Below are 25,211 nucleotides of genomic sequence, written 5' to 3' on the forward strand. Positions count from 1 at the left end.
TAACGACACCGCCCGAACGACCTTGTTGGTGGCCCGGGTCGGGGGGAAGCTGCTCTTCGACCACTGAACCGTCGGGGCGCGGCTCCTTCCTTTGGGGACAGCCCCCGCGTTCTGTTTCCGGTCCCGGCGGGGCGGAAGTTTCCCGAACCATGGACTTACGGTCATGGCCGTTTTACCTTCGAGGGAACTACGCCGCAGGGAGAACCGCCATGATTCCGCGTCGTCCTTTTCGCGCTGCCCTGTTCCTAGCGGTCCTGGCCGTCATCAGTGGTTTGTTCACCACGGCCCACGCCGCTCCACCCGCCGGGAGACCGGACCCGTTCCCGTCCGAGGTCGGACCGGAGCGCCCTGATACCGGACGGCGCACGATCGCGCCGGACCCGGTCACCAACCTCGGCGCACCGATCAGCTCGCTCACCGTCATGGAAGGCACCGTCGGGCGTACGCCGGACGGCCGCGACGTCGTGTACGCCGTACCAGCCGGTGAGAACGCCAACCTGAACGTCGTCGACGTGCACAGCCGGCAGCTCCTCAACACCGTGCCGCTGCCTGGTGCGGCCGGTGCCTGGGGGATCGTCATCGCCAGTGACGGCAGGCTGTACGTCGGTACCTATCCGAACGCGCACCTCTATCGCTTCGACCCCGTGACGGCCGTGGTGACCGACCTCGGCCAGCCCATCGCGGCCGAGTCGTTCATCTACGGCCTCACCGCCGACCAGAACGGCAACGTGTACGGCGGGACCTATCCGAACGCCCACGCCTTCAAGTACGACGCGGGCACCAGCCAGGTCACCGACTACGGCTCACTCGATCCGGTGGAGCAGTACGCGCGGTCGACCGTCTACGACCCTGACCACAACGCACTGTTCGTCGGCATCTCCACACCGGTCGGGAAGATCCTCCGCATCGACCTGGCCACCGGTACGACGCAGAACGTGACTCCGCCCAGCCTGGTCGCCACAGACATCATTGACCTCGACTACGCGGGCGGACGGGTGTTCGCCAACGCCAGCGGCAAGCTGGCGGTCATCGACGCGGTCACCTTCGAGCAGGTCAAGTTCACCGACACCGCGACCGGGACGCTGGTCCTGACCTATCCACTCGCGGCCCGGGGCGTCTCCAACGCCGGTCCAGGTGGCGTCTACTTCACTACCGCGACCACGCTCAACCTGATGCGCTACGACCTCGATGCCAACACCGTCGGCACAGTGACCACGCCGCCGACCCGCATGACGCGTGGTGCAGCCATCGGCTACGGCTGGGTGACCGAGAACGGCCAGCAGATCCTCTACGGCCTCGCCGGCAACTACTCCGGCGGAACGTTCCGCTACGACCCAGTGGCTCGCACGCTGGCGCAGTGGAGCTCACCGTTCCAGTACGTGCCAGTGGCGCTCCAGCACACGATCGCTGACCCCGCCACCGGCAGGGTCTACGTCAACGCGTACCTGAACGGCTCCACGTCGTACTACGACCCCGCTACCGGCAAGTCCACAGTCACTGCCCGCCAGGGCCAGGTCGAGGGCTGGAACTGGGGCACCGGCAGCAAGATGTGGGTCGGCATCTACCCGTACGGGCGGCTGCAGCTCTGGGACACGGCTCTGCCCGAGAGCACGACCAATCCGAAGATCATCTTCAGCCTGGTCGACAGTGATCATCAGAACCGCCCGTTCGACGTCGTACCGTCCGGCGACAAGGTGTACGTCGGCACCACGCCCGGGTACGGCGAGTACGGTGGCGCGATCACCGTGTACGACGTACCGAGCAACACGTTCAAGGTCTACCGGAACCTGGTGACCGACCAGTCGATTGCCACCCTGCTCCCTATCGGCGACAGCCTGTGGGCCGGATCGGCCATCGAAGGCGGTCAGGGCACCGAGCCCAAGGCCACTGAGGCTCACCTGGTGCAGGTCGACCCGACCACGGGCACCGTGACGGCGGACGTCGTACCGGTGCCGGGGGCGGCCAGCATCAACGAGCTGACCATCGGACCGGACGGCAACATCTGGGGTCTGGCCGACGGCAACGTGTTCGTGGCGAACAAGATGACCGGCGCGATCCTGCGCACGTACACGGTCTTCTCCGGACGGATCACCGGACACGACGGAGCGCTCTCCTGGCGCGACGGCTACCTGTACGGCGTCTCCGGCGGCCGCCTGTTCGTCCTGGACGGTCTGAGCGGGACGTCGACCATCCTCCGCGACCACGGCCTCAACCGGCTCACCCAAGGACCGGACGGCACGTACTACTCATTGCTGCGACTGGACGGCTGGACGATTCCGACCAACCTGGCGTCGTACAAGCCACCGGTCGACCCGTGCCCCAAGTCGGACCTGCGGACCAACGTGTGGACCGGCAACATCAACAGCCACGTGCTGAACCGCCACCTGGAGTACGGCTGCACGCTGGCCGACAAGCTGCCCGATGCGAAGGCACAGTGGCCCAGCCACGGGGCCTACGTGGTCGCAGTGGACCGCGCACTCCGGCCACTCGAGGCTTCCGGTCAGGTGGAGTACTGGGAAGGCATCCTGATCAGGTTCGCTGCTGCCATCTCCAACGTGGGGCGGTGATCACCAGCTCCCGGTGAGCTCCTCGCCGTACCAGCCCTCGATCAGGCGGCGGGAGATCGAGATGTTGCCCGGGAGGGCCATCGTGCCGGCTTCGACCAGCGCACGGAGGTCCTCCCGGGTGAACCACCGGGCCTCGGCGATCTCGTCGCCGTCCACGTCGATGTCGGTCCCGGTCGCCTTCGCGTAGAAGCCGAGCATGAGGCTGGACGGCAGCGGCCACGGCTGGCTACCGGCGTACTGGATGTCCTCCCCGATGACCACGCCGGACTCCTCGAACACCTCACGCCGTACGGCGGCCTCCAGCGACTCGCCTGGCTCGACGAACCCGGCCAGCGTGGAGTACCGCCCCTCGGGCCAGGCCTCGTTCCGGCCGAGCAGGGCGCGGTCCTCGTCGTCGGTGACCAGCACGATGATCGCCGGGTCGCTGCGCGGGAAATGGTGCAGGCCGCAGTTCGGGCACTCCCGGACGTGTCCGGCCTCGATGACCACGGTGTGCTCACCGCAGTTCGCGCAGTGCGTGTGCACGGCGTGCCAGTTGGCCAGTCCGATGACGTGGACCGCCATACCGGCCTCACGGTCGCCGAGCACCCCGCCGATCTCCCGCAGGCCGGCAAACGACTCGTCTGCCTCACCAGGAGTCAGTACGGCGAACACTGCGCCACCGTCGATGCCCAGGAAGACCCGGACTCCCTCCGGAGCCTTGGACGGCGCGATCAGGTCCAGTGCGGTCCGGTCGGCGGTCACTCTGAGCTTGTCGCCGGCCACCACGAGCACCTGCGTGTCCGGAGCGGCCCACGCCTTCTCCAACCAGTCCTCGTCGCGCCTGCGATCGGCAGCGCGGTCCAGAACGGAGCGGGACAGAGTCAACGAACCAGGAGCGATCGAGTAGGCCACGTAACTCAACATATCCCGGTCGCGTGAGAGCATCCCCGCATGAGTATTCACATCGCCGCCGAGAAGGGGCAGATCGCACCGCGGGTCCTGTTCCCCGGTGATCCGCTGCGGGCCAAGTGGATCGCGGAGACCTACCTGTCCGACGTGATCTGCTACACCGAGGTCCGGAACATGTTCGGGTTCACCGGCACCTACAAGGGTGAGCGGATCTCCGTCCAGGGCTCCGGGATGGGTCAGCCGTCCGCCTCCATCTACGCGAACGAGCTGTTCGCGGAGTACGACGTCCAGACCCTGATCCGGGTCGGGACGTGCGGTGCGCTGAAGGAGGAGGTCCGGGTCCGCGACGTGATCGTGGCGATGTCCGCGAGCACCGACTCGCAGATGAACCGCCTGCGCTTCCACGGCATCGACTACGCGCCGACGGCCGACTACCAGCTGCTGCGCGCCGCTGTGGACGCCGCCGAGGCAGCCGGGCTGAACGTGCACGTCGGCCAGGTGTTCTCCGGTGACCTGTTCTACAACGACCGTCCGGACCTGGTCTCGCGGACCGCGGAGTACGGCGTACTGGGGATCGAGATGGAGGCCTCGGCGCTCTACACGCTGGCCGCCAAGTTCGGCCGCCGGGCGCTCGGCATCATGACGGTGTCCGACCACCTGATCACCAAGGAGGAGACGACTGCCGAGGAGCGGCAGACCACGTTCTCCGAGATGATCACGATCGCCCTCGATGCTGCGATCGGGGTGCCGGTCTGAGCCGCGTCAGGAGCGCCGCTACCGCGATGGCTGCGCTTCTGCTGCTGACCGCCTGCTCCTCCAACAGCGCGACCCCAGAGGGTTCGCCGTCCGCACCGAAGCTGGAGCCGGCCTCGTCGGTGCCCACCTCCGGAACCACGTCAGGACCCGTCGCGACTACTCCGGTCAAAGCGGACGCAGTGGTGGCTGGACTGACCAGTGCGGGCTTCAAGTGCGGCACTGACGAGGCCTACGCCCTCTGTACGTCGGGCGCCGCGTCGGTGTCGATCCTCAACGGTGACCACCCGCGCCCACCCGTGGTGTCGGTGAACGCCAGCGGACCGGTCGACACCGCGTCCGCCGAGATCGCCAAGGTGCTGCCGAAGGTGCTCGAGGTCGCCCACATCGGCCAGCCCCAGGAGATCGCCACCTGGTACGGCGACCAGAAGGGCAAGCCGACCGCCACCATGACCTCGGGCGACTGGCTGATCAACTACGCGGCCGAGACGGAAACCGAAGAGCCCGGTGTGCACCTGACCGTCACCGACAAGCTGTGCAAGTCCAGCTGTCAGGCGGAGTAGTCACGCCACAGTGATGAGCTTTGGCAGGACGCGCTGGACGCGTCCTGCCAGGCGCTCAGCCACTCCGGCCGGGTCGTCGGCATAACCGACCACGGCCTGCTCGAACAGCCCGTCGACCAGCGCGTACGCCGTAGGCGCGTCCACTGCGGGTTCACCACCGACCAGTTCGGCGTACCGGCTCAGGATGCGCCAGATCATCGCTTCCAGCAGCTGGTCGATCGCCACGACGTCCGCGCGCAGCTGCTCCTCGAACATGCTCTGGGCGCGCAGGTCGTACCAGAGGCGGTGCATCGGGGTCTCTTCGACCAGCGTCTGGGTCATCTTGGCCAGGAAGCCCACACCGAGCTCGTCGGCGGTCGTAGCGGTCTCCACGACCTCGTCGTACCGCTGGGCGCACTTGGTCTTGTAGTAGCGCACGCAGTAGCTGATCAGGTCGATCTTGTCGCGGAAGTAGTAGTGCACGACGCCGTGCGTGAACTCGGAGTTGTTCGCGATCTCGCGCAGGCTGGTGCGGGCGTAGCCCAGCTCACCGAGCGTCTTCAGCGCCGACTCGGCCAGGGCGATCCGGCGGCGCTCGACCTTGTCGATCCCGGAGATCCGCGCGGGTCGCTCCGGGGACGTGAGGTCTGCTGCCGAGCTCATCGCCACTCCTGTCGTGGGGTTGATGCGTCAGCCTACCCGCCGCAAGCCAGGCGCGTCCTGCGGCGGGTCGACTTCTTGACAAGTGTCCAGCAAAGTCTTGACGCCTGTCAAAGGACGGTCCAGAGTGGTGCCGGAATCACCCTCCGCAGCCACTCGAGCAAAGGAGCTCCCCGATGGGCGGACTCGATCTCTCCGGGCGTAAGGCCCTTGTCACCGGCGGGGCCCAGGGACTGGGCGAAGGGATGGCCAAGGCCCTCGCCGCAGCGGGCGCCAAGGTCGTCGTCGCCGACCTGCAGAAGGACGCCGGCGCCGCGGTCGCCGACGCACTCGACAGCGAGTACGGCGCCGGCAACGGCTTCGTCGCCCATGACGTCACCGACGAGGGCAGCTGGGAGAACGCGGTCGTCGCGGCCACCGACGTCCTCGGCGGTCTGGACATCCTGGTGAACAACGCCGGGATCGAGATCACCAGCCTGCTCACCGAGGTCACCGCGGACCAGATCCGCAAGATGCTCGACGTGAACATCCTCGGCACCGCACTGGGCATCAAGTACGGCCTGCGCACGATGCGTCCGGACGGCCTGGCCGGCCAGGGCGGCGCGATCATCAACATCTCATCGGTCGCCGCCACTATCGCCTTCCCCGGGATCGCGATCTACTCGGCCACCAAGTCCGCGGTCGACCGACTCACCCGCGTCGCCGCGATGGAGTCCGGCAAGCTCGGGTACGGCGTTCGCGTGAACTGCATCTACCCCGGTCTGGTGCCGACTGCGATGGGCGCCGGGCTGGCGAACGACGTCGCCGAGCTCGGTCTGTTCGGGTCACCGGAAGAGGCAGTGGGCGCAGTCATCGGACTCACCCCGGCCGGACGGCTCGGTGAGGTCGCCGACATGGCCGACGCGGTCGTCTTCCTGGCGTCGAACGAGGCCCGCTTCATCACCGGCATCGGTCTGCCGGTCGACGGTGGAATGGGGATGTGACCCATGGCTGAATTGAATGCGACGCCTCCGGCGCCGCGGTCATTGGGTTTTAACTCCAGCCCTTCCCTCGTCACTCCAGTCGCTTCGCTCCCTACGCTCCTCAGTCCAGGTCAGGAGACCCAATGACAGGCAAGCCTGTCGTCGTGTACGGCGCCTCCGGGTACACGGGCCGTCTGGTCTGTGAGTACCTCCGCCAGTACCACGTCCCGTTCGTGGCCGCCGGCCGCAGCGAGGACAAGCTCAAGTCCTCCATGGCCTCGAATGTGGCCGGCATCGAGACGGCCGACTACGAGATCGCCACTGTCGACCATGACGTGTCAGCACTCACCGATCTGTTCAAAGGCGCGTCGGTGGTGCTCAACACCGTCGGACCGTTCAGTGAGCTCGGTCCTGCGGCCGTAGAGGCTGCCCTGGCAGCAGGTGCGCACTACACCGACACCACTGGTGAGCAGGACTGGCTGATCACCTGCGACGAGAAGTACGGCGAGCAGTTCGCCGATGCCGGTCTGCTGCTGGCCCCTGGTATCGCTCAGATGTACACGACGGGTGAGATCGCCGCACAGCTCTGCTTAGAGCAGCCAGGGCTCGACACCTTGGACATCGCGGTGTTCTGGGGCGGCAGCCCGACCATCGCCTCGACCCGCACGATTCTGGTGAACGCTGCGACGTCAAAGGCACATTTCCTCGAGCAGAACCAGTACGTCGAGTTCCCCGAGCAGGGGCTCGTTTCCCTCGTCGTACCGGGGCAGCACGAGCTGGCGCTGTCCCTGCCGTGGGGTGGCACCTCACACCCGGTCTGGTTCAAGCGTGATCCTCGGGTCGCCAATGTGAAGGCGCAGGGGGGTGTCTTCAACGCTGCGCTGATGAACGGCGTACCGCAGATCGTGGCGGCCGCACTGGACGCCACGAAGGACATGGCTCCCGACGACCGCAACGAAGCCCTCACTGCGACCGCACGCCAGGTCATGGACCAGATGCCGCCGCGGGAGAACCCACGCGTCAACAAGTCCCTCGACTCGGTGCACGCCTCCGGTCCACTCGGCCGGGCGCACTGTGTCATCCACGGCAACAGCAACTACCAGCAGACCGGACTCCTGCAGGCGTATGCGGCGTACTCACTGCTGCAGACGCCGCCGAAGCGCGTCGGGTTCGCCAGTGGTTGCCAGGCCTTCGGTCACCGGGAGCTGCTCGGCGTACTGCGTAGCTTCGGGCTGGTCGCCGAGCCGCAGCTGACTGTGGTGCATTAGGAGCTCGCTATGCGGCTGGTCGACTACCTGGACAAAGGCGCGTCACTCGGACCGGACAGGCCCTGCCTGACCACCGACGGCGAGACACTCACGTACGCCGAGGTCCAGGAGCTGTCGTACCGGATCGCCAGCGGATTGGCGGCCCGCGGCGTCCGGCCGGGCGGAAAGGTGGCGATCCTTTCCGCCAACGACCCGATCGCGTTCAGCTGCGTGTTCGGGATCAGCCGGGCCGGTGCGGTCTGGTGCCCGATCAATCCGCGCAACGAGGCGGCCGAGAACCGGGAGCTGCTCGACCGGTTCGACTGTGAAGTACTGATCTACCAGCCGGCGTTCGCGCCGCTGGTGGACCGGATCCGGGATGCGCTACCGAAGGTCCACACCTTCGTGTGCCTGGATTCCGGTCAAACCTCCGGCACCGACCCCCACGGTGACCGGACTGTCGGCTGGGACACGTTCTGCGGGGGCGCGTCCCAGCCGGCCCCTGATTTGCACGAGCCCGACGGGCTGGCGCTCATCGTCGGTACTGGCGGCACCACTGGCCAGCCCAAGGGCGTCATGCTCAGCAACACCAACCTGGAGACCATGACGGCGCTCACGCTGATGGGCTACCCCATCGGCGTCCGGCCGGTCTATCTGGCGCTCGCGCCGCTCACTCACGCCGCAGGTGTGCTCTGCTTCCCCATGCTGGCGTCCGGCGGCGAGATCGTCATCATGCGCGCACCGGACGTGCATGCCTTTCTCAAGCTCATCCCGCAGCACGGTGTGACTCACACGTTCCTGCCGCCGACACTGATCTACATGGTGCTCGCAGCGGAGGAGCTCGACCACACAGACCTCTCGTCCCTGCGCTGCTTCTGGTACGGCGCTGCGCCGATGTCGGTCGCCCGGCTCGAAGAGGCGTTGCGGCGGATCGGTCCGGTGATGGCGCAGCTGTTCGGTCAGACCGAGGCGCCGATGATGATCTCGATCCTGCCGCCGGCCGACCACTTCGATGCCTCCGGCAACATTGCGCACGACCGGCTCGCCTCCGCCGGGCGGCCGTCCGCACTTGTCACCGCGGCGATCATGGGGCCGGCCGGAGAGTTGCTTCCGCCCGGTGAGCGCGGCGAGATCGTCGTCCGGGGTTCGTTGGTGATGCGCGGGTACTACCGGGACGCCGAGGCGACGGCGACAGCATCGGCGTACGGGTGGCATCACACCGGCGACATCGGCTATCTCGACGAGGACAACTACCTGTACATCGTCGACCGGGCCAAGGACATGATCATCACTGGTGGATTCAATGTGTACTCGACCGAGGTTGAGCAAGCATTGATGAGTCATGACGCTGTCCAGGATTGTGCAGTGATCGGCCGCCCGGACGAGAAGTGGGGCGAGCGGGTCGTGGCCGTCGTCCAGCTGCAGGCGGGTGCCACTGCCGATCCGGCCGAGCTGATCGCGTTCGCGAAGGCACGGATCGGCAGCGTCAAAGCGCCCAAGGAGGTGCTGATCTGGACCGATCTGCCACGTTCGAAGGTCGGCAAGGTCCTCAAGCCGGACATCAAAGCCCGGCTTCTTTAGCTACTGGCGCCACCAGCTGTTGCCGAGACCACGATGGCTGCGGTGATCGCAGCCTGCATCTCGGCGACGGCCTTCTTCACCGCGGCCGCAGCCCAGTCGGAGTCGGCAATGACCTTCGCACGCGCCCGAAGCTGCCGCTTGTCGACCGCATCGGTGATCACCTTCGGTACGACGTCCAGTGCGCTCAGCAGCGCGATCAGTGCGCCGGTCCGCTGATCCGGCATGGTTCCGACCTTCAGAACGCTTTCGAGCGCAGCCCGCACCTCACCCTCGTGCTGCGCGTCCTTGGCCGGCCAGCGAGTGACCGGGAACAGTCCGAGCACCTTGCCCTCGTCCGCCTCCAGAATGCCGCGCTCCGCCAGCCGGGCGAGCAGTTGGTCGCGCATCTTCTTCGAGAGGCCGCTCAGCATGTCCTTCGGCTTCTTACCGGCCTTGCCGACCGCATAGGCGAGGCGGTCGTCCAGGATCGGGTCACCGGTCGACGAGGTGTCCAGCACCTTCAGCCGGCCGGCCTTCTCACCGTCAGCGCCGCTGGTGATGTCCACCTTCCCGAGCGTGGTCAGCTCGATCAGCAGCGCACCACCGAGTGCGTAGTCCAGTTTCGGTGACCCGACGATCGGCTTGCCGGTCTCGTCGTCGTACATCAGGAGCAGCAGGTCCTCGGCAATCAGCATGTACTCAACGTAAGCAACCTCCCGGGTCACCCACATCCGCCGCGCGGGCTACCCACGGCATCCGCCTGCAGTAGTGGTGAACCCCCACAACGTCCGAAGACTCGCGGGCGCTCGTCGGCGATTCTTCGGACGCTACGGGGATGATCCACGGAGCAGTTGAGCGATCAGGGTGGCTCGCCGTCCGCTGGCTCACCGCCGCCGGCCTGGGCCCGTCCTGGCTTCCCCACGCCGACGCCCCTTCCTGGGACACCCCCATCGCCCACCAAATGGACCGCGTCGACGTCCTCCCCCGGCAGCCGTTCAGTAGTCCCCCGCCGTCGCCTGACCGGGGCACCCCTCGGGGCATCCCAGGGCAGATCGCCCAAACGGCCAAACCACCCCGGAACCGGCGACATGCTGGTCGCATGTACGCAACGTCAACCGAGCCGTACGGGGCAGATCCCTTCACACTGGCCTACCTGGAGACCACTCCGGACAACGGCAAACGCCACGAGATCATCGACGGCGTGTTGTTCGTGAGCCCGGCCCCCGGGCGCGACCACCAGCGTGCCTTGCTCCGGCTGGCCCAAACTCTCGAGATCGTTCGCCCCGACGGACCGGAAGTTCTGCCAGGTCCGTACGAATACCGTCCGACCGACGAACGCTCCCTCCAACCCGATCTCCTCGTACTGTCGCCCGACGACGCGAATCCGGCATACACCGACAACCCCTTGCTGGTGGTCGAGATCATCTCGCCGTCCACGCGGCTGATCGACCTGCACCTGAAGCGGAACGTGTACCTCGAAGCGGGGCTTACGTCGTACTGGATCTTCGAGCCCGAGGCCCTGGTGCTGACCGTGCTGGAACTGGAAAACGAGCAGTACGCCGAGCGGACATTCACAGGCGACGAGGTCTTCGAGGCAACGCTGCCCTTCCCGGTCCAGGTAGTTCCGGCCGAGCTGACCCGCTCTCGTCTCGCATGACGGCCCCGGTCTATCGGCTAGTGGGCGACCGCGTTCAGTCGCTCCTCGTGGCGGCGTGTCCGGATGCCCTTCAGCTATCGGCTGCCCGCTGAGGATTCGCTGCTAGCTGACCTCATCGTCCGCCACTGCCTCGAGGTGCGTCACGGGCTCGTTGGCGGGCGCATCGCGGGCGGCCAGGTGTCGGGGGGTCGCACTGGCTGTGGGGGGCTTGAACACGCTATTTCTTGTTCACGGCCACGAGGTCCTGTTCATGCCCCCGATGAAGGGCGGGGTCAGCCGTTCAGGAGGTCGATGAGTTTTTGTTTGTCGGGGAGGGTTTCGGGGCGGATGATGTCGGCGGTGCGGACGTAGTAGAAGGCTGCGCCTACGGAGTCGAGGGGGATGTTCATGAGCTCGGCCCAGGCGACTCGGTAGATGGCTAGCTGGAGGGGGTCGGCGGATTCGGAGCGGCTGGTTTTCCAGTCGACGACGTCGTAGCCGCGGGAGCCGTCGGGGCGGACGACTTGATACACCGCGTCGATGCGGCCGCGGATGGTGCGGCCGCCGAGGGCGAGGGCGAAGGGGGCTTCGATCTCGTAGGGGGAGGTTTCGCCGTAGGGGCCGGTGCGGAAGGCTTCCATCAGGTCGGTGAGGTCGGTGTCGTCGACGATGTCTTCGTCGGCTGCGCCGGGGAGGTCGTCGGGGTCGATCAGGAGTTGCTGGCCGAAGTAGGACTCGACCCAGGCGTGGAAGCGGGTTCCGAAGCGGGCGGCGCGGTTGGGTTTGCGGGGCATCGGGCGGGCGAGCTCGGAGGCGAGGCCGTCGGGGTCCTTGGCCAGGCGCATCACCTGGGTCGCTGACAGCGCGCTCGGCAGCGTCACGTCGTACGCCTTGCGGCTTCGGCTTTCCCTTGCCTCGGACAACAATCTCTCAAGCTCGGAGTCCCAGCGCGCAACCAGCGCCTGCTCATCCAGCAGCAGTGACTCCTCCGCCTCTGCCGACGGTCCTTCGGCCCGCGCCTGCTGCACGAGCCCGGCCGCCTCGAGCCGGAGCCGGTACGCATCGGCGTCGAATGCGGCCGGCCAAGGTGCCGTGGTTGCCTCGGCGAGCTCCGGGTTCTCCGCTTCGAGATCCGGCTGATCAGCCCAGGCGACGACTCGCTCACCGGCGTGCTTCTTCAACGTCTCCAGGTACGACGAAGGTCCGCGCGGCCGCTTCTGGGTGGGACCCCACCAGTGACCGGTCGCGACCAGGATCTCCTTCGCGCGCGTGAAGGCGACATATCCGAGGCGGCGCTCCTCGAGTGCGTTCACGTCCTTGCACTCATCCGCGAACGCCTTCAGTCCGGCGTTCGACAGGTCGTGGAAGTCGGGCAACGTGTCGGCGTCACCGCGCAGCGGCCACGGGAGGACCTTCGCGTTCGTCGTCCATTTGTCCCGGCCGCGATCGGACGGGAACACCTTCTGCACCAGCGTCGGCACGAAGACGATCGGCCACTCCAGTCCCTTGGACCGGTGCGTGGTGAGCAGCTTCACCGAATCCGCCTCACTCGGTACGGCGAGGTCCAGGCCGGCGGCGTACTCCTCCTCGGCCGCGAGATAGGCGAGCAGTCCGTCGAGCGAACCGTCCGACTCGGTCGAGACAAAGTTGCCTACGGCATCGAGGAACGCGGCCAGGTGATCGCGCCGGCCCGAGTCGAGGTGATCCGGGGTCGCGGTCAGCTCGACGTCCAGGCCGATCGTCGCGATCACCCGTCGTACCAGGTCGAGCAGGGGTTCACCGGCGTGCGCCCGCAGCTCGCGCAGTTCGGTCGACAGCTCCTTGAACCGGACCAGCGCCTCGGCCGAATATCCCCACGCCTCGGATCCCGGGTCGTCGACCGCTTCGGCCAGCGAGATGACCTCGGTCGAGTCCATCCCGGCGACCGCCGCGTCGAGCGCGGCGACGAGGTCGTCGGCGGCCGGACGGGCGCCGGTGTCGGCAAGGGAGCGGGAGCGATTCGCGAGCAGGGCAAGGTCGCGGTGGCCGATCCGGTACCGCGGTCCGGTGAGGATGCGGAGCATGGCGGCGTTCGCGGTCAGGTCGTTGACAGCCTGCAACGTGGCGACGACGTCGACGACCTCAGGCAGCGCGAGCAGTCCGCCGAGGCCGACCACCTCGACCGGGACCTTGCGAGAGATCAGGGCCTCGTGGACGGCGCTCAGGTCGACGTTCGTCCGCATCAGGATGCCGATGTCTTTCCAGCGCCGGTTCGGCGTCCGGTGCGCGGCGACGATCGCGTCGGCGACCCACTCGATCTCCTGCGAGCGCGTCTCGAACAGACCGACGGTGATCGCACCCTCCGGCGCGTTGTCCGGTGCCTCGAGCGGGATGACGCCCGGGTGCGCTTCGTACAGCTCGGCGGCATGCTGGTTGGCCGCGGCGAGGATGCGGCTGCCGCAGCGGCGGTTGACGCTCAGCACATACCGATGGGCCGGCGAGCCGTCACGGTTCGGGAAGTGTTCGGGAAACTCGTCCAGGTTCGCGACCGAGGCACCACGCCAGCCGTAGATCGCCTGACACGGATCGCCAACCGCAGTGACGGGGTGACCGCGCCCGGCCGGGCCGGCGAACAGCGCGGTGAGCATCCGGCGCTGCGACACCGAGGTGTCCTGATACTCGTCGAGCAGCACGACCTTGTACCGCGCGCGCTCAGCGACCGGAACCTCCGGGCACTCCTCGGCCAGCCGCGCGCCGAGCGCCATCTGGTCGGCGAAGTCCACGACGCCGCGTTCGCCCTTGTAGGCCTGGTACTCCTCGACCAACTGCAGGATCTCACTACGCTTCAAAGCGGTCTCGGCGAGCTTCTTGACCTCAACCGTCTGCTTCCGCGCTGCCGCAGCCTCCTGCCGAACAGCCTCGTCATGCTCCCGTACGGCGTCTGCCCGGAGCAGGTGGTCCGCCAGCTCACCGTCGAGCGAGAGCAGGCTGTTGACCAGCGTCGGCACGTGATGCGACGCGAACCGGATCGGTCCGGCCGATCGCCGGACGACGCGTCCTGCCAACTGGAACCTGGTCGCGTCGGCCAGCACCCGCGCATCCGGTTCGAGCCCGAGCCGCAACCCGTGCTCGGCGATCAACGTGCCCGCAAACGCGTGGTACGTCGACACCACCGGCTCACCCGGCTCCTCTGGTTCCCAGTTCGGCACGTTGCTCCGCAGGTGCGCGGCCAGAATCGGATGCTGGTCCGGCGGCAACGTCGACCCCAGTACGCCGGCCTTGGTCAGGTCCTCGCGGATCCGCACATCCAGCTCGTTGGCGGCCTTCTTCGTGAACGTCAGCCCGAGCACTTCCTCCGGCTTGACCTGCCCCGTGCAGATCAGCCACACCACCCGAGCCGCCATCGCCGTCGTCTTGCCCGACCCGGCCCCCGCCACAATCACCCCAGGCGCCAAAGGCGCGGTGATCGCCGCCAACTGCTGGTCCGAGAACGGAATCCCCAGCAGATCGCACAGCTCAGCCGTCGTCTGCAACTTCGCAGCAGTCATCAGACGATCTCCCGGCCTTCGGGCTGGATGGGGCAGAGGGCGCGGGCTTCGCAGCGGGAGCAGCCGTCGTTGCGTTGGGCGGTGAAGGCTTCGGTGCGGACCATTTCCTCTGCGTCCTCTACGGCTTCGTCGAGCCAGGTCTTGCCGTCTTCATCGGGTTCCAGTGGGCCTTGGTGCTGGACTTTGGGGAAGCCGCTGTCGTCGTGGCGGAGCTGGACGAGCTCGGCGCCGCCGGCCACGGCACCCTCTCCGGCCTGCGCTACCTGGCGGGAGGCGATGGCTCGCTGGTAGATGGCTAGCTGGACGTGGCGGGCCAGCGCCGGCTTAGTTGGGAGGTTTCGCCCGGTCTTGAGGTCGACGACGCGGATGGTGCCTTCGCCGTCGGTTTCGACGCGGTCCATCCGGCCCTTGACCCGGACGGCGGGCTGCTCCGCATCGGGCAGCAGTACGTCGAACTCCACCTCGGACCCGACCAGCGTCCGCTCAGGGCGACCCTGGTGCCAGGCGACGAACCGCCGCAGCGCCTGCTCGGCCTCGACGCGCTCGCGGTCGGAGATCCACGCGGACTCGAAGTCGAGCTGGGTCCAGACCTTGTCGAGCCAGAGGTTCAGCTCATCGGTCGACGGCGGCAAAGCCCCGGTCGCGACCGCATCGGCCAGCGTGTGCAGCACCTGGCCGAAGCCGATCGCCGACGTACTGGGTGTTTCACCGCCCGCACGTCGAGTCAGGAACCAGCGCAGTGAGCAGTCCACAATCGTCGTCAGCGCACTCCCCGACAGCGGCACCGGAAGCTCCGGATCCGCGATCGGTCGCTCGGACTTCGTCCGCTCGCGCACACCCCACCAGCGCCCCGGGTCGGCGGTCGGCACCAGCGCCTGCTCGCGGTCGTCAACGGCATCGGCCAACTGCGCCAACCGGTCCGCCGCGACCCGCTTCAGCGCAGGCGATGAGGCCGGATCCGCCAGCACACACCGCAGATCCGCCACCAGACCAGGCAGCGACAACGGCCGACGCGGCCGCCCTGCCACCAGCTTCAAAGGAATGTCGAGCTCGGCCAAGAAACGTGACGGCTGATCCCCATCCGCCTCAGGCGCCTGCACTGCAGTCACGATCAACCGCTCGCGCGCCCGCGTGATCGCGACGTAGAACAGTCGCCGCTCCTCAGCCAGCAACGCCCCGGCAGACAACGGATCAACCAACCCGTCGCGCCCAAGCCGGTCCGGCTGCAGCAACGATCCACGCCGCCGCAGGTCCGGCCACTGCGCCTCCTGCACACTCGCCACCACGACGAGCCGCCATTGCAAGCCTTTCGACCGGTGCGCAGTCATCAACTGCACACCCGCCTCGCGATACGTCCCGTCGAACCGGTTGTCCCCCGCGATGTCCAGCGACTCCAGCTCACTCAGGAACGCCGAGACGCCCTTGAAGCCGATCTGCTCCTCGGCCCGCCCCGCCGCATCGAACAACGCACACAACGAATCCAGATCCCGGTTCGCCGTCCGCGCCGTCTCGCCGCCGGAGTGGGCCTGACCGCGCAACCGCCGCAACCACGGCGACTCCGACCACAGCGACCACATCACCTCGTCCGGCGCGGCACCGGCGTTCACGATATTCCTTGCCTTGAGCAACCTCTCCCCCAGCGCCGCGAACCGCGCCTCGGCCGGAGAGGCCTCCTCGTCGAGCAGCAACGGGTTCAGCAGCGCATCGCGCAGCAGCTCATCCGAAGACTTCGGCAACCGCTGCCCGTCGGCCGCGTCGCGATCGCGCCGTCGCAGCACCCGAGCCAGCCGCCGCAACTGGCCGGCGTCCATCGCTCCCAACGGCGACAGCGCCAACGCCCGTACGACGTCCACCGTCAGCGTGACCGGATCTGCCACCGCTCGCAGCGCCAGCAACATCGGGCGCACAGCAGGTTCGCGCGACAGCGGAAGTTCGTCACCCGCAACGTCGACCGGGATGCCGGCAGCCGCGAGCGCGCGTCGCAACGGCGGGATCGAACGACTCCCGGATCTGACGAGCACTGCCATCTCGTGCCACCCGACACCGTCCTGGACATGCGCTCGCCGCAGCAGATCGGCGATGTGCTCCAGCTCCGCACCACTGGTCGAGTACAGATTCGCCTCGACCTTCCCGGCCCCGTAAACACACGACGACGCATCGGGGTTCCGGAACCGGTCGAACGTCTCGCGATCCAGCGTGCCCGGCACCCCGAGCCGGTTCACGACATTGCGCGACACGCGCTGCAGCGTCGTACCGAATCGTCGTGTGGTTGCCAACGCGATCTGCGGTGCCTCCGCACCTGCCACAGTCGGGAACTCTTCGGTGAACCGCAGCAGCCCGCGCACATCGGCACCGCGGAAGGTGTAGATCGACTGGTCCGGATCACCCACGACCACCAGGTCGCGCCCGTCTCCCGCGATCGCCTGCAGCAGCATGGTCTGACCGGGATCGGTGTCCTGATACTCGTCGACGAAGACCGCCTTGAACTCCGCGCGCAGCTTGTCCTGCACCGCCGGCTGCTGGGCCAGGATCACCGCGCGGTGAATCAGCTCGGAGTAGTCGAGCACCTGCTCGGCATCGAGGATCTGCAGATACTCCTCGAAGAAGTCACCGACCGCGACCCACTCGGCGCGCTCGGCCGACCGCCCGATCGCGGTCAGGTCCTCGGGGTCGAGCCCGAGCTGGCGCGCCTTGCCGATCACGGCCTGCACCTCGTCGGTGAACCCGCGCGTCTTCAGCGCCGGATGCAGACTGCGCGGCCAGTGCACCGCGCCGACCTCGCGGCTCCCGGACAGCGCCTCGCTCAACCGCAACGACTGCTCCGGGCCCGACGGCAACCGCAGCGGTACGTCGAACGCGTCGGCCGGCGTGAAGCGTCGCAGCAACGCATAACAGAAGGAATGGAACGTCATCGACGGCATCACCCGCGTCGTCTTGCCGAGTCGTCCGGTGATCCGATCGCGAAGCTCGGTGGCCGCCTTCCGCCCGAAGGTCAGCACGAGCACCTCGTCCGGACTCAGGCCACGGTTCCGCACCCGGTCGACGACGGCCTCGACCAAGGTGGTCGTCTTCCCGGTCCCCGGACCGGCGAGCACGAGCAGCGGCCCACCCGGATGATCGACCACGGCCTGCTGGTCCGCATCCAGGACCGGCGCCTGCGCCGCGCGTCCCTCGGCCCGGACGAGCCGATACCGGGATCCCTGTCTGCTGACCATCGCACCATCCCACCAGACCCCACCGACAGTTCCTTTTCGGGCACCCCGATGCTGCCGATCATTCCCGAAAAACGGACACCGCAACTATTCCGGCTACGGTCGCATCATCCGTTGTGAACAACGGTTCCCGAGACGCGACCGGGCCGGTCACCCCAACGACTGGCCCGGCCGCCCGGCACCGGCGGTGCAGGCTCGGGGCGGAGCCGCGCACCGCCGGTGTCTTCCAAAGAATTACTCAGCACGCAAAGGATCCCAGCGAACCTCACGCAGGTTCACGCGACCGTTCGTCACCCGCACCCCGTCCGAGCGCAGGTTGTGCAACTGCTCGTCGCCGACCTCGTCAGCCGGAACGCCGGATGCCCGGATCACTCGCCACCACGGCACACCACCGCCGTACTCGCGCATGATCGCGCCCACCTGGCGCGGCCCGCCCTGACCGACGTACTCGGCAATGTCTCCGTACGTCGCGACGCTGCCCGGCGGGATCGACTCCACCGCCCGCAGCACCGCCTCGACGTACTCGTCCCTGTCCACGAATCCAAACCTAGGCCAACGGAGCCAGGGCCTTCGCGAGCGGCTCGAGAACGGACGGCGATGCGTCGAGCGGCAGGTTCATCACCACGAGGTCGACTCCTGCTTCCCCGTACGCCGCTGCTGCCGCAACCGCGTCATCGAGTGGCTGGTCCGGGTCGATCCGGACGTTGACCGAACAGGTGATCTCGTTGACGTCCCGGCCGACCTCCTCGCAGCGCTGCACGAGAACATCCTTGAGCGGCTTCCACTCCTCCGGATTCGCGACGATGACGTTCCAGTGCTGGGCCCACTTCGCCACTGCGCGCAGCGTGCGCTTCGGACCTTTGCCACCGATGGCGATCGGCGGGTGCGGCGTCTGCACGGCCTTCGGCTCGCAGTACGCGTCGGTGAGCTTGATGTACTGCCCGTCGAAGTTCGCCGACTTCTCGGTGAGCAGCGCGATGATCGCCTGCACGCCCTCGTCGAATCGGTCGAAGCGCTCCTTCAGCGGATACAGCTCGATGCCGTACGCCGCGGTCTCCATCTCGTTCCAGCCCGCGCCGATGCCGAGCTCCAGCCGGCCGCCGGAGATGATGTCGGTCGTCGCCGCCATGTTCGCCAGCACCGCGGGATGGCGGTAGATCATGCCGGTCACCTGGCAGCCCACCCGGATCCGCGACGTCGCCTGGGCCAAAGCGGCCAGTGTCGTCCACGCCTCGAGGTTCGGTCCGGCCATGTCACCGGTGAGGGGGTAGAAGTGGTCCCAGTGCCACGCGGATTCGAAGATCTCCAGCTGGTCCGCGGCGACCCACACATCACGCATCTGCTGCCACGTGGTGTGTTCCGGCCTGGTCTTGACGGCGAATCGCATTCCGGCCTCCAGTCAAACAAGCAAACGCTTCCCGAGCCGACGATAGCTCGCGCGCGCACGGCACGCCGGACAGCGGAGGCGCCACGCCCGGGGTCTCGCCGACACTGAGTACAGGAACGGCAACGAAGAGGGGTCGGGGTGCTGGGGATCCGCCACGGGAACGCTCGAAGTCGCCGGGTCGGACGGGATCGCGGTGGCAACAACGCGTTCGAGTAGTTCCTTCAGCATCCCGACCGGTGGCCGCCCCGCTGTCGCCGATCGATCGGCGACCTAGTCGAGTCCGAGGCGTGCGCGCACCTCGGGCCGGCGTAGCGGCGGCACGGTCTGCGGCGGGACGCGGCGATCGGGCATCTCGGCCAGCAGCTCTTCGGTGATGCGGGCGACCTCGGTCGCCGCGCGCTCGATCGGCCCCCGCGTGGTCGCACTGAGCGAACCGACGCCGGTCACCTTGCGTACGTATTGCAGCGCGGCCGCGTAGATCTCCTCAGAGGTCGCGGCGGGCTCCAGTCCCCGGAGCACAGTGATGTTTCGGCACATGTCCCGACAGTACGTGCTGCCAGGGACAATCAGGCAGAAAACCTACGGGGTATTGACTTCCCTAACACCATTCGGGTTTCCTCAGGGGATGAGCAACGCTGGACTGGACCGTCGGACCCGGCGCCGGCAGGAGACCATCGAGGAGATCCTGACCGCCGCCATCGAGCTGATGGAGGCCGAAGGGGTCGCCTCCCTCAGTCTGTCCGCGGTGGCGCGGCAACTCGGGATGCAACCGCCGTCGCTCTACCAGTACTTCCCGTCCAAGATGGCGATCTACGACGCGCTCTTCCAGCGCGGCGCCGAGTTCTTCCGCGACGCCCGCCGGGAAGCTCAGGCGGCCGCGGGGACGGACGACATCCGTGAGCTCGACCTGATCGCGGTGACGGCGTACACCCGCTGGTGCCTGGAGCATCCGGTCTACTCACAGCTGCTGTTCTGGCGGACCATCCCCGGATTCGAGCCGAGTCCGGAGGCGTACGCCCCGGCACAGGAGACGCTCGAGGACCTGCGGCAGCACCTGCAGGCCGGGGTCGACCGGGGACAGCTACGGCCGGAGGCCGCGACCGACGAGGGCCTGGCCCTCTACACGTCGATCACGGCCGGCCCGGTCTCGCAGCAGCTGGCCAACGAGCCGGATGCCTCGTTCGAGGAAGGACGCTTCGTCCGGCTGCTGCCCACCGTGCTCGACATGTTCTACCAGTACTACGCACCATCAGGGGGACGACATGACAGCAGTACTAGCGACTGACATCGGCCGCGCCGACCGCACCACCTGCGCCAAGCACCGCGGTGCAGAGCTCCAGCTCTGGCATGAGCTGCTCGCTTCCATCCACGGCACGGACTGGCAACGCCGTACGGTCTGTGACGAGTGGGACGTCGCCGACATCGCCGGGCACCTGATCGGACAGGCCGAGGACGTCATCCGGCCGCTGTCGTTCCCACGACGGTTCCTGAAGGCCAAGCGGGCCTACCCGAACACTCCGAAGTTCGACGCGCACATGATGGTGCAGGCCGACGAACACCGCGGGACCCCGCCGGACGCACTGCGCAGTACGTTCGACCAGGTCTGGACCAAGGCGACCCGGAAGATCCTGCGAAACCCGGCACTGATCCGCCGGATCAGCTTTCCGGTGGAGGAGCACCCCGGGTTCTCGCTGAATCTCGGGTACGTGCAGGACATCCTGCTCGCGCGGGACCTGTGGATGCATCGCGACGACGTCTGCCAGGCACTCGGCAGACCGTTCGACGCCGGCCAGTACGGCGAGGAGCTGATCGCGCAGGTGATGCGCGACGTGATCGACGGGCCGTTCTGGGGCGACCGTCCGGCCGTGGACGTGGAGCTCACCGGCCAGCGGGGTGGGACCTACCGGCTGGGGAGGGGCGAGCCGGTCGGTCGCGCCGCTGTCGACGCCGTCGGCTACATGCGCACCCTGTCGGGCCGCGACGACAGTCCGGTGGTGTCCGGCGACCCGGCGGCGGTTGTTGCCGTCGCCGGGTGCCGGATGCCGTTCTGATTCAGTACGACGGCTGGCTCGGGTCGATCTGGTCGACCCAGGCGACGACGCCGCCACCGACGTGCACCGCGTCGGAGAAGCCCGCGCCCTTGACGATCGCGAGCACCTCGGCGGAGCGGACGCCGGACTTGCAGTGGAAGACCAGCTGCTTGTCCTGCGGGAGCTTCTCGAGGGCGACACCGGTCTGGAAGTCGGCCTTCGGGATCAGCACCGAGCCCGGGATCCGGTTGATCTCGTACTCGTTCGGCTCGCGGACGTCGATCAGCGCGAAGTCCTTCTCGCCGTTCTCCTTGAGCTTGATCCACTCGCTGAGCTGCTTGACCGAGATGGTCGAACCGACGGCCGCGTCCGCGGCCTCCTCGGTGATCGCGCCGCAGAAGTTCTCGTAGTCGATCAGCTCGGTGACGGTCGGGTTCTCGCCGCAGATCGCGCAGTTCGGGTCCTTGCGGACCTTTAGGGCGCGCCAGTTCAGGTCGAGCGCCTCGTAGATGTTGAGCCGGCCCAGCGACGGGTCGCCGATGCCGGTCAGCAGCTTGATCGCCTCGGTGACCTGGGCCGCGCCGACCGACGCGCACAGCACACCCAGGACGCCACCCTCGGCGCAGGACGGGACCATGCCGGGCGGCGGCGGCTCCGGGTAGAGGCAGCGGTAGCAAGGGCCGTGCTCGGCCCAGAAGACGCTGACCTGGCCGTCGAAGCGGAAGATCGAGCCCCAGACGTACGGCTTGCCGAGCAGCACCGCGGCGTCGTTCACCAGGTACCGAGTGGCGAAGTTGTCGGTGCCGTCGACGATCAGGTCGTACTGCTCGAAGATCTCGAACACGTTGTCGTTGTCGAGGCGGACCTCGTGCAGCACGACGTTGGTGTTCGGGTTGGTCTCCAGGATCGAGTCCCGGGCCGACTGGGCCTTGGACTTCCCGACGTCGGACTGGCCGTGGATGATCTGGCGCTGCAGGTTCGACTCGTCGACGGTGTCGAACTCGACGATGCCGAGGGTGCCGACCCCGGCCGCGGCCAGGTAGAGCAGCGCGGGGCTGCCCAGACCGCCGGCCCCGATGACCAGGACCTTGGCGTTCTTCAGCCGCTTCTGGCCGGCCATCCCGACCTCGGGAATGATCAGGTGCCGCGAGTACCGGCGGACCTCGTCGATGGTCAGCTCGGCGGCCGGTTCGACCAGCGGTGGCAGTGACACGTGTCGGCTCCTCGGTAACGGGTGCGAGTCTCAGGCTGTCCAGGTTTCAACCGTCGGCCTGCCTTCCATGTTCCCGCACAATGCCGGAGACCCCAGCCCGGGTCCGAATCCCGGGACTGGGGTCTCACTCAATGGTCGGGTCAGTCGTTGTCGGTGATCGTCGCGGTGACGGTCACCGGCAGCTTGACCTCACCGCCGTCGACCTGATCCAGGACCGCCGAGAACGTCTCGGTCGGCTCCTTGACCTTGTCGTCGACGATCTTCACGAGCGCCTCGCCGGTGAGCTGGCCGGGCTCGATGTAACCGTCGATGACTCGCGAACCGGGATCCCACTCCTCGTTCTCGCTCACATAGTCCTGCTTGAACACGGCGGTGCCGTCCTTCAGCGTCCCGCGCAGACCGACGTACTTGTCGCTCGGCGCGGACAGCTTCAGCGGGAAGGCCGCATCACCGTTCTTCTCCGCGGTGGTGAGATTCCCGACCGTCAGCGCCGGCGTCGGGTCGTCGTCGATGACCTGGCCCAGGCCGAACGACTTGTCGAGCAGCGCCTCGTGCGGCACCGACAGCGTCAGGTTGAACTGCAGGTCGTAGCTGTCCCGCGTGTTCGACTTCACCGGCACACTGATCTTCTGCTTGACCTGTCCCGGCTTGAAGACCACCGTGCGCACCACGTCACCCACCGTGGTCCCGAGGTCACCGGAGGTCTCGGCGTAGACCGTGACCGGCCGGGTGGCCGCGTGGTTCAGCCGCACGTAGAAGTCGACCGTCTGCGTGCCCGTGTTGCCTTCGTTGACCTTGACGTCCGATGCGGACACCTTCGGCAGCTTCGTCGCCGGTGCCGAGACACCGACGCCTGCTGACGAGAAGGACAGGTCACTCAGGTACACCGTGCCCTTGGCGACCTGGTCGGTCCGCAGCTCGACCGAGCGCACGTCCCTGAGGTCGAGGCCCTTCAGCGAAGACAGCGGGATCCGGACGGTCCGCAGCAGGTTCTTCGGCAGACCGTTCTCTTTCGGCCCAGGCAGCCGCATCAGTGCGTCACTGACCTTCGACACCGGCACCGAGACTGCCTTGCCATGCCCATCGACTACCCGGACGCTCAGATCGAGCTTCGCAGCACCCACTGGGTCCGGAGCCGTCCGGAACGACAGAGCAGCAAACTTCCGTACGTCGCGTTGTGCGGCCGGCAGGTTCAACTTCAGTACGCCGGTCTTGTCGCGCCATGACAGTCGCGTGGCCGCCAGGGTCGGCGTACGGGCTGCAAAGTAGGCAGGGTCCCAGTGCGGTGCGTCACCGGAGCCGTCTGTCGACAGACAGGTCGGAGTGGCCGCCCGCGCCTGTGCCAGCTTGGCACCAGCACACACGACCGCGGACGCCTTGCCAGTGAGCGCACCCTTCGGCAGTGCCTGGTCGAAACGGTTCACGTCCCGACGCGACGCCAGCGGCGCCTGTGCGACCACCCGGACCACCGCGCGACCAGCAGACGCCGCACGGGCGTCAGAGCCGTCGAACAGCGGCAGGAACTGCTTCTCGTTACCCAGGTGCAGCCGGAAGAAGCCCGACAGGTACGCCGTACCGACCGCCTGCTGCTCCTTGGCCTTCAACCGACCGGCATACTTCTCGCCGCACGGAGACGCCTTCGCCTCGCCACCCCAGTCGTCGTTGGACGGCGCCTCGGACTGCCCCGGGGTCCACTCGGTGTTGAAGAAGTTGTGGTTCGCGCCGAGCACCGTCACCGTCGACCGCGGAGCGGTGTCACCGGTGACCGAGTAGCGGGTGTCGTCGTAGAACTTCTGGCCTTGCAGGTCGGAGACGTCACCGTCACAGGTCGGCAGGATGACGCTCATCGCGACCCCCGGCACCGTCGACCGCGCGAAGTCCACCGGAGCCAGCGGCAGCACCGCACGGATCCCGAACTCGCCACCACGGTCGGCGTTCACCACGGCAGCGCGGGCAACGCCCTCACCGCCGCGCGAGTGACCCATCAGGCCGACGTTCTGCAGGTCGACCTTGCCGACGTACTTGGTGCCGAACGGCGCACCGCCAACAGTCGACCACTTCTTCCACAGGGCCAGGTGGTCGAGGATCAGCTCGGCCCGCGCCTGCGCACCGGCGTCGTACACACCGCCGTCGTACGCGTTGACCGCGTTGGAGCTGATCGACACGACCTGGTAGCCGTTGCTGGCCAGGGCCTGCGCCGCACCGTCGTACCCGCGGTAGCTCGGTATCGGCTTGCTGCCCTTGGCGCACGGCCAGGGCTTGTCCTGCGGCTCGTTCTCGTCGCCGCCGTAGCAGTACTGGTGGCGGCCGTGCAGGAAGAGCACGAACGGCCGCTTGCCGGTCGCGCCGACCGGTGTGTAGACCTTGCCGACCACCTCGGACTTCTGCCCCAGTCCGGGCAGGAAGACCGCCTCGTCACCGAGGTTGTACTCCGAGGTCTCGACCTTGAACTTGCCCAGCTTGGCCGGGTCGTCCTTGAGCAGCGCGCCCAGTCGCGGCTTCAGCCAGTAGGCGTCGTTCGGCCCCACCGCTGCCGCACCGCGGCTCTGCGCCTTCTTGGTGTCCTTGACGTCACCGGACCACACCAGCTGGACGTCCTTGGCCTTCAGGACCTCCGGGTCGGTGGTGACCAGGGAGAGCGTCCGCTGATCGGGTGCCTGCTTGGCCACCCCGATCGGCTCGCCGTCCACGGCCAGCAGCGGCAGTGCCGAGCGCATCGGCGCCGGCGCTCCCAGCCGCAGCGTGAGCTGGTAGCCGCCGGCCACCTGACGGACGTCCCAATTGTTGCCTTTGGCAATTGCTGGTGCGGGCGCCGGCGCCGCGGACGCGAACGGCGCCGTCGTCAACCCCAGCCCTAGTAGTGCGACCATCCCCAGCGACAGGTGCCTCAATCTGCCGATCTCTCGCACAGTTGTCCTCTCGAGTTTTGACGAAACAGACCACAAAGCTGACTTCGTGGGCGAGAGGAAAGTTGACCTGACCAGCCGCTCGATCATGTCTCAGTCCGGCGACAGCTTCGACTCG

The 25,211-nt window shown here is 67.5% G+C and carries 19 protein-coding genes; 9 read left to right on the top strand and 10 right to left on the bottom strand.

The window, feature by feature from the left end; genetic code table 11:
- Positions 1–209 precede the first annotated feature (209 nt).
- Positions 210–2,567, top strand: a complete 2,358-nt coding sequence (locus tag ACFVWG_RS34210; protein WP_391547609.1) for a hypothetical protein — start codon at positions 210–212, stop codon at positions 2,565–2,567.
- Here ACFVWG_RS34210 and nudC read toward each other — a convergent pair whose 3' ends face one another.
- Positions 2,568–3,461, bottom strand: a complete 894-nt coding sequence (nudC, locus tag ACFVWG_RS34215) for an NAD(+) diphosphatase (RefSeq protein WP_391547610.1) — start codon at positions 3,459–3,461, stop codon at positions 2,568–2,570.
- Positions 3,462–3,500: 39 nt separating this feature from the next.
- Between nudC and deoD the strand changes: the two genes are divergently transcribed.
- Positions 3,501–4,214, top strand: coding sequence for a purine-nucleoside phosphorylase (deoD, locus tag ACFVWG_RS34220; RefSeq protein WP_391547611.1), 714 nt, complete (start codon positions 3,501–3,503; stop codon positions 4,212–4,214).
- Positions 4,215–4,240: 26 nt separating this feature from the next.
- Entirely contained in the window at positions 4,241–4,774 is a 534-nt protein-coding gene (locus ACFVWG_RS34225; protein ID WP_391547612.1) for a hypothetical protein, read from the top strand.
- Here the strand turns inward: ACFVWG_RS34225 and ACFVWG_RS34230 are convergent, their stop codons facing one another.
- Positions 4,775–5,416: a TetR/AcrR family transcriptional regulator gene (locus ACFVWG_RS34230; protein WP_391547613.1), complete on the bottom strand. Its 642-nt coding sequence runs from the start codon at positions 5,414–5,416 to the stop codon at positions 4,775–4,777. It abuts the gene before it with no gap.
- 173 nt (positions 5,417–5,589) lie between these two features.
- On the opposite strand from ACFVWG_RS34230, the gene ACFVWG_RS34235 reads away from it, so the two are divergent.
- The 3 genes from ACFVWG_RS34235 to ACFVWG_RS34245 all read left to right on the top strand — a co-directional run bounded on the left by ACFVWG_RS34235 (position 5,590) and on the right by ACFVWG_RS34245 (position 9,203).
- On the top strand, positions 5,590–6,396 hold the full coding sequence (locus ACFVWG_RS34235; protein ID WP_391547614.1) for an SDR family NAD(P)-dependent oxidoreductase: 807 nt from the start codon (positions 5,590–5,592) through the stop codon (positions 6,394–6,396).
- A gap of 122 nt (positions 6,397–6,518) precedes the next feature.
- On the top strand, positions 6,519–7,643 hold the full coding sequence (locus ACFVWG_RS34240; protein WP_391547615.1) for a DUF5938 domain-containing protein: 1,125 nt from the start codon (positions 6,519–6,521) through the stop codon (positions 7,641–7,643).
- 9 nt (positions 7,644–7,652) lie between these two features.
- Entirely contained in the window at positions 7,653–9,203 is a 1,551-nt protein-coding gene (locus tag ACFVWG_RS34245; RefSeq protein WP_391547616.1) for a long-chain fatty acid--CoA ligase, read from the top strand.
- On the opposite strand, the gene ACFVWG_RS34250 is transcribed toward ACFVWG_RS34245, so the two are convergent.
- Positions 9,200–9,877: a GPP34 family phosphoprotein gene (locus ACFVWG_RS34250; protein ID WP_391547617.1), complete on the bottom strand. Its 678-nt coding sequence runs from the start codon at positions 9,875–9,877 to the stop codon at positions 9,200–9,202. The two genes, ACFVWG_RS34245 and ACFVWG_RS34250, sit on opposite strands and share 4 nt — an antisense overlap.
- 404 nt (positions 9,878–10,281) lie before the next feature.
- Between ACFVWG_RS34250 and ACFVWG_RS34255 the strand changes: the two genes are divergently transcribed.
- On the top strand, positions 10,282–10,839 hold the full coding sequence (locus ACFVWG_RS34255) for a Uma2 family endonuclease (RefSeq protein ID WP_391547618.1): 558 nt from the start codon (positions 10,282–10,284) through the stop codon (positions 10,837–10,839).
- Between the two features lie 272 nt (positions 10,840–11,111).
- Here ACFVWG_RS34255 and ACFVWG_RS34260 read toward each other — a convergent pair whose 3' ends face one another.
- The 5 genes from ACFVWG_RS34260 to ACFVWG_RS34280 form a co-directional block, all read right to left on the bottom strand.
- Positions 11,112–14,345, bottom strand: a complete 3,234-nt coding sequence (locus ACFVWG_RS34260) for a UvrD-helicase domain-containing protein (RefSeq protein WP_391547619.1) — start codon at positions 14,343–14,345, stop codon at positions 11,112–11,114.
- Positions 14,345–17,560, bottom strand: coding sequence for an ATP-dependent helicase (locus tag ACFVWG_RS34265; RefSeq protein WP_391547620.1), 3,216 nt, complete (start codon positions 17,558–17,560; stop codon positions 14,345–14,347). Before ACFVWG_RS34265 ends, ACFVWG_RS34260 begins: the two co-directional genes overlap by 1 nt.
- Positions 17,561–17,791: 231 nt before the next feature.
- Positions 17,792–18,094: an MGMT family protein gene (locus ACFVWG_RS34270; RefSeq protein ID WP_391547621.1), complete on the bottom strand. Its 303-nt coding sequence runs from the start codon at positions 18,092–18,094 to the stop codon at positions 17,792–17,794.
- A 10-nt stretch (positions 18,095–18,104) separates the two neighbouring features.
- Complete coding sequence (locus ACFVWG_RS34275) at positions 18,105–18,944, bottom strand: TIGR03560 family F420-dependent LLM class oxidoreductase (RefSeq protein WP_391547622.1); 840 nt, start codon at positions 18,942–18,944, stop codon at positions 18,105–18,107.
- A gap of 270 nt (positions 18,945–19,214) precedes the next feature.
- Positions 19,215–19,481: a DUF2277 domain-containing protein gene (locus tag ACFVWG_RS34280; protein ID WP_355457548.1), complete on the bottom strand. Its 267-nt coding sequence runs from the start codon at positions 19,479–19,481 to the stop codon at positions 19,215–19,217.
- Positions 19,482–19,569: 88 nt separating this feature from the next.
- On the opposite strand from ACFVWG_RS34280, the gene ACFVWG_RS34285 reads away from it, so the two are divergent.
- Together ACFVWG_RS34285 and ACFVWG_RS34290 are read left to right on the top strand one after the other, a co-directional pair.
- Positions 19,570–20,229, top strand: a complete 660-nt coding sequence (locus ACFVWG_RS34285; RefSeq protein WP_391547623.1) for a TetR/AcrR family transcriptional regulator — start codon at positions 19,570–19,572, stop codon at positions 20,227–20,229.
- The gene (locus ACFVWG_RS34290) at positions 20,207–20,995 is read left to right on the top strand and encodes a maleylpyruvate isomerase family mycothiol-dependent enzyme (RefSeq protein ID WP_391547624.1); all 789 of its coding nucleotides are present in this window, start codon (positions 20,207–20,209) and stop codon (positions 20,993–20,995) included. Before ACFVWG_RS34285 ends, ACFVWG_RS34290 begins: the two co-directional genes overlap by 23 nt.
- Position 20,996: 1 nt before the next feature.
- Here ACFVWG_RS34290 and moeZ read toward each other — a convergent pair whose 3' ends face one another.
- Positions 20,997–22,187 carry an adenylyltransferase/sulfurtransferase MoeZ gene (moeZ, locus tag ACFVWG_RS34295; protein ID WP_391547625.1) on the bottom strand — a complete coding sequence of 397 codons (1,191 nt, stop codon included), beginning with the start codon at positions 22,185–22,187 and terminating at the stop codon, positions 20,997–20,999.
- A gap of 140 nt (positions 22,188–22,327) precedes the next feature.
- The gene (locus ACFVWG_RS34300) at positions 22,328–25,078 is read right to left on the bottom strand and encodes a Calx-beta domain-containing protein (RefSeq protein WP_391547626.1); all 2,751 of its coding nucleotides are present in this window, start codon (positions 25,076–25,078) and stop codon (positions 22,328–22,330) included.
- Between the last annotated feature and the right edge of the window lie 133 nt (positions 25,079–25,211).

It is taken from the genome of Kribbella sp. NPDC058245, assembly GCF_042882005.1.
Classification (GTDB): domain Bacteria; phylum Actinomycetota; class Actinomycetes; order Propionibacteriales; family Kribbellaceae; genus Kribbella.

Coding starts and splice junctions, on each gene's coding strand:
- ACFVWG_RS34210 (WP_391547609.1), top strand. CDS start 210: ATGATTCCGCGTCGTCCTTTTCGCGCTGCCCTGTTCCTAGCGGTCCTG.
- deoD (WP_391547611.1), top strand. CDS start 3,501: ATGAGTATTCACATCGCCGCCGAGAAGGGGCAGATCGCACCGCGGGTC.
- ACFVWG_RS34225 (WP_391547612.1), top strand. CDS start 4,241: ATGGCTGCGCTTCTGCTGCTGACCGCCTGCTCCTCCAACAGCGCGACC.
- ACFVWG_RS34230 (WP_391547613.1), bottom strand. CDS start 5,416: ATGAGCTCGGCAGCAGACCTCACGTCCCCGGAGCGACCCGCGCGGATC.
- ACFVWG_RS34235 (WP_391547614.1), top strand. CDS start 5,590: ATGGGCGGACTCGATCTCTCCGGGCGTAAGGCCCTTGTCACCGGCGGG.
- ACFVWG_RS34240 (WP_391547615.1), top strand. CDS start 6,519: ATGACAGGCAAGCCTGTCGTCGTGTACGGCGCCTCCGGGTACACGGGC.
- ACFVWG_RS34245 (WP_391547616.1), top strand. CDS start 7,653: ATGCGGCTGGTCGACTACCTGGACAAAGGCGCGTCACTCGGACCGGAC.
- ACFVWG_RS34250 (WP_391547617.1), bottom strand. CDS start 9,877: ATGCTGATTGCCGAGGACCTGCTGCTCCTGATGTACGACGACGAGACC.
- ACFVWG_RS34255 (WP_391547618.1), top strand. CDS start 10,282: ATGTACGCAACGTCAACCGAGCCGTACGGGGCAGATCCCTTCACACTG.
- ACFVWG_RS34260 (WP_391547619.1), bottom strand. CDS start 14,345: ATGACTGCTGCGAAGTTGCAGACGACGGCTGAGCTGTGCGATCTGCTG.
- ACFVWG_RS34265 (WP_391547620.1), bottom strand. CDS start 17,560: ATGGTCAGCAGACAGGGATCCCGGTATCGGCTCGTCCGGGCCGAGGGA.
- ACFVWG_RS34275 (WP_391547622.1), bottom strand. CDS start 18,944: ATGCGATTCGCCGTCAAGACCAGGCCGGAACACACCACGTGGCAGCAG.
- ACFVWG_RS34280 (WP_355457548.1), bottom strand. CDS start 19,481: ATGTGCCGAAACATCACTGTGCTCCGGGGACTGGAGCCCGCCGCGACC.
- ACFVWG_RS34285 (WP_391547623.1), top strand. CDS start 19,570: ATGAGCAACGCTGGACTGGACCGTCGGACCCGGCGCCGGCAGGAGACC.
- ACFVWG_RS34290 (WP_391547624.1), top strand. CDS start 20,207: ATGACAGCAGTACTAGCGACTGACATCGGCCGCGCCGACCGCACCACC.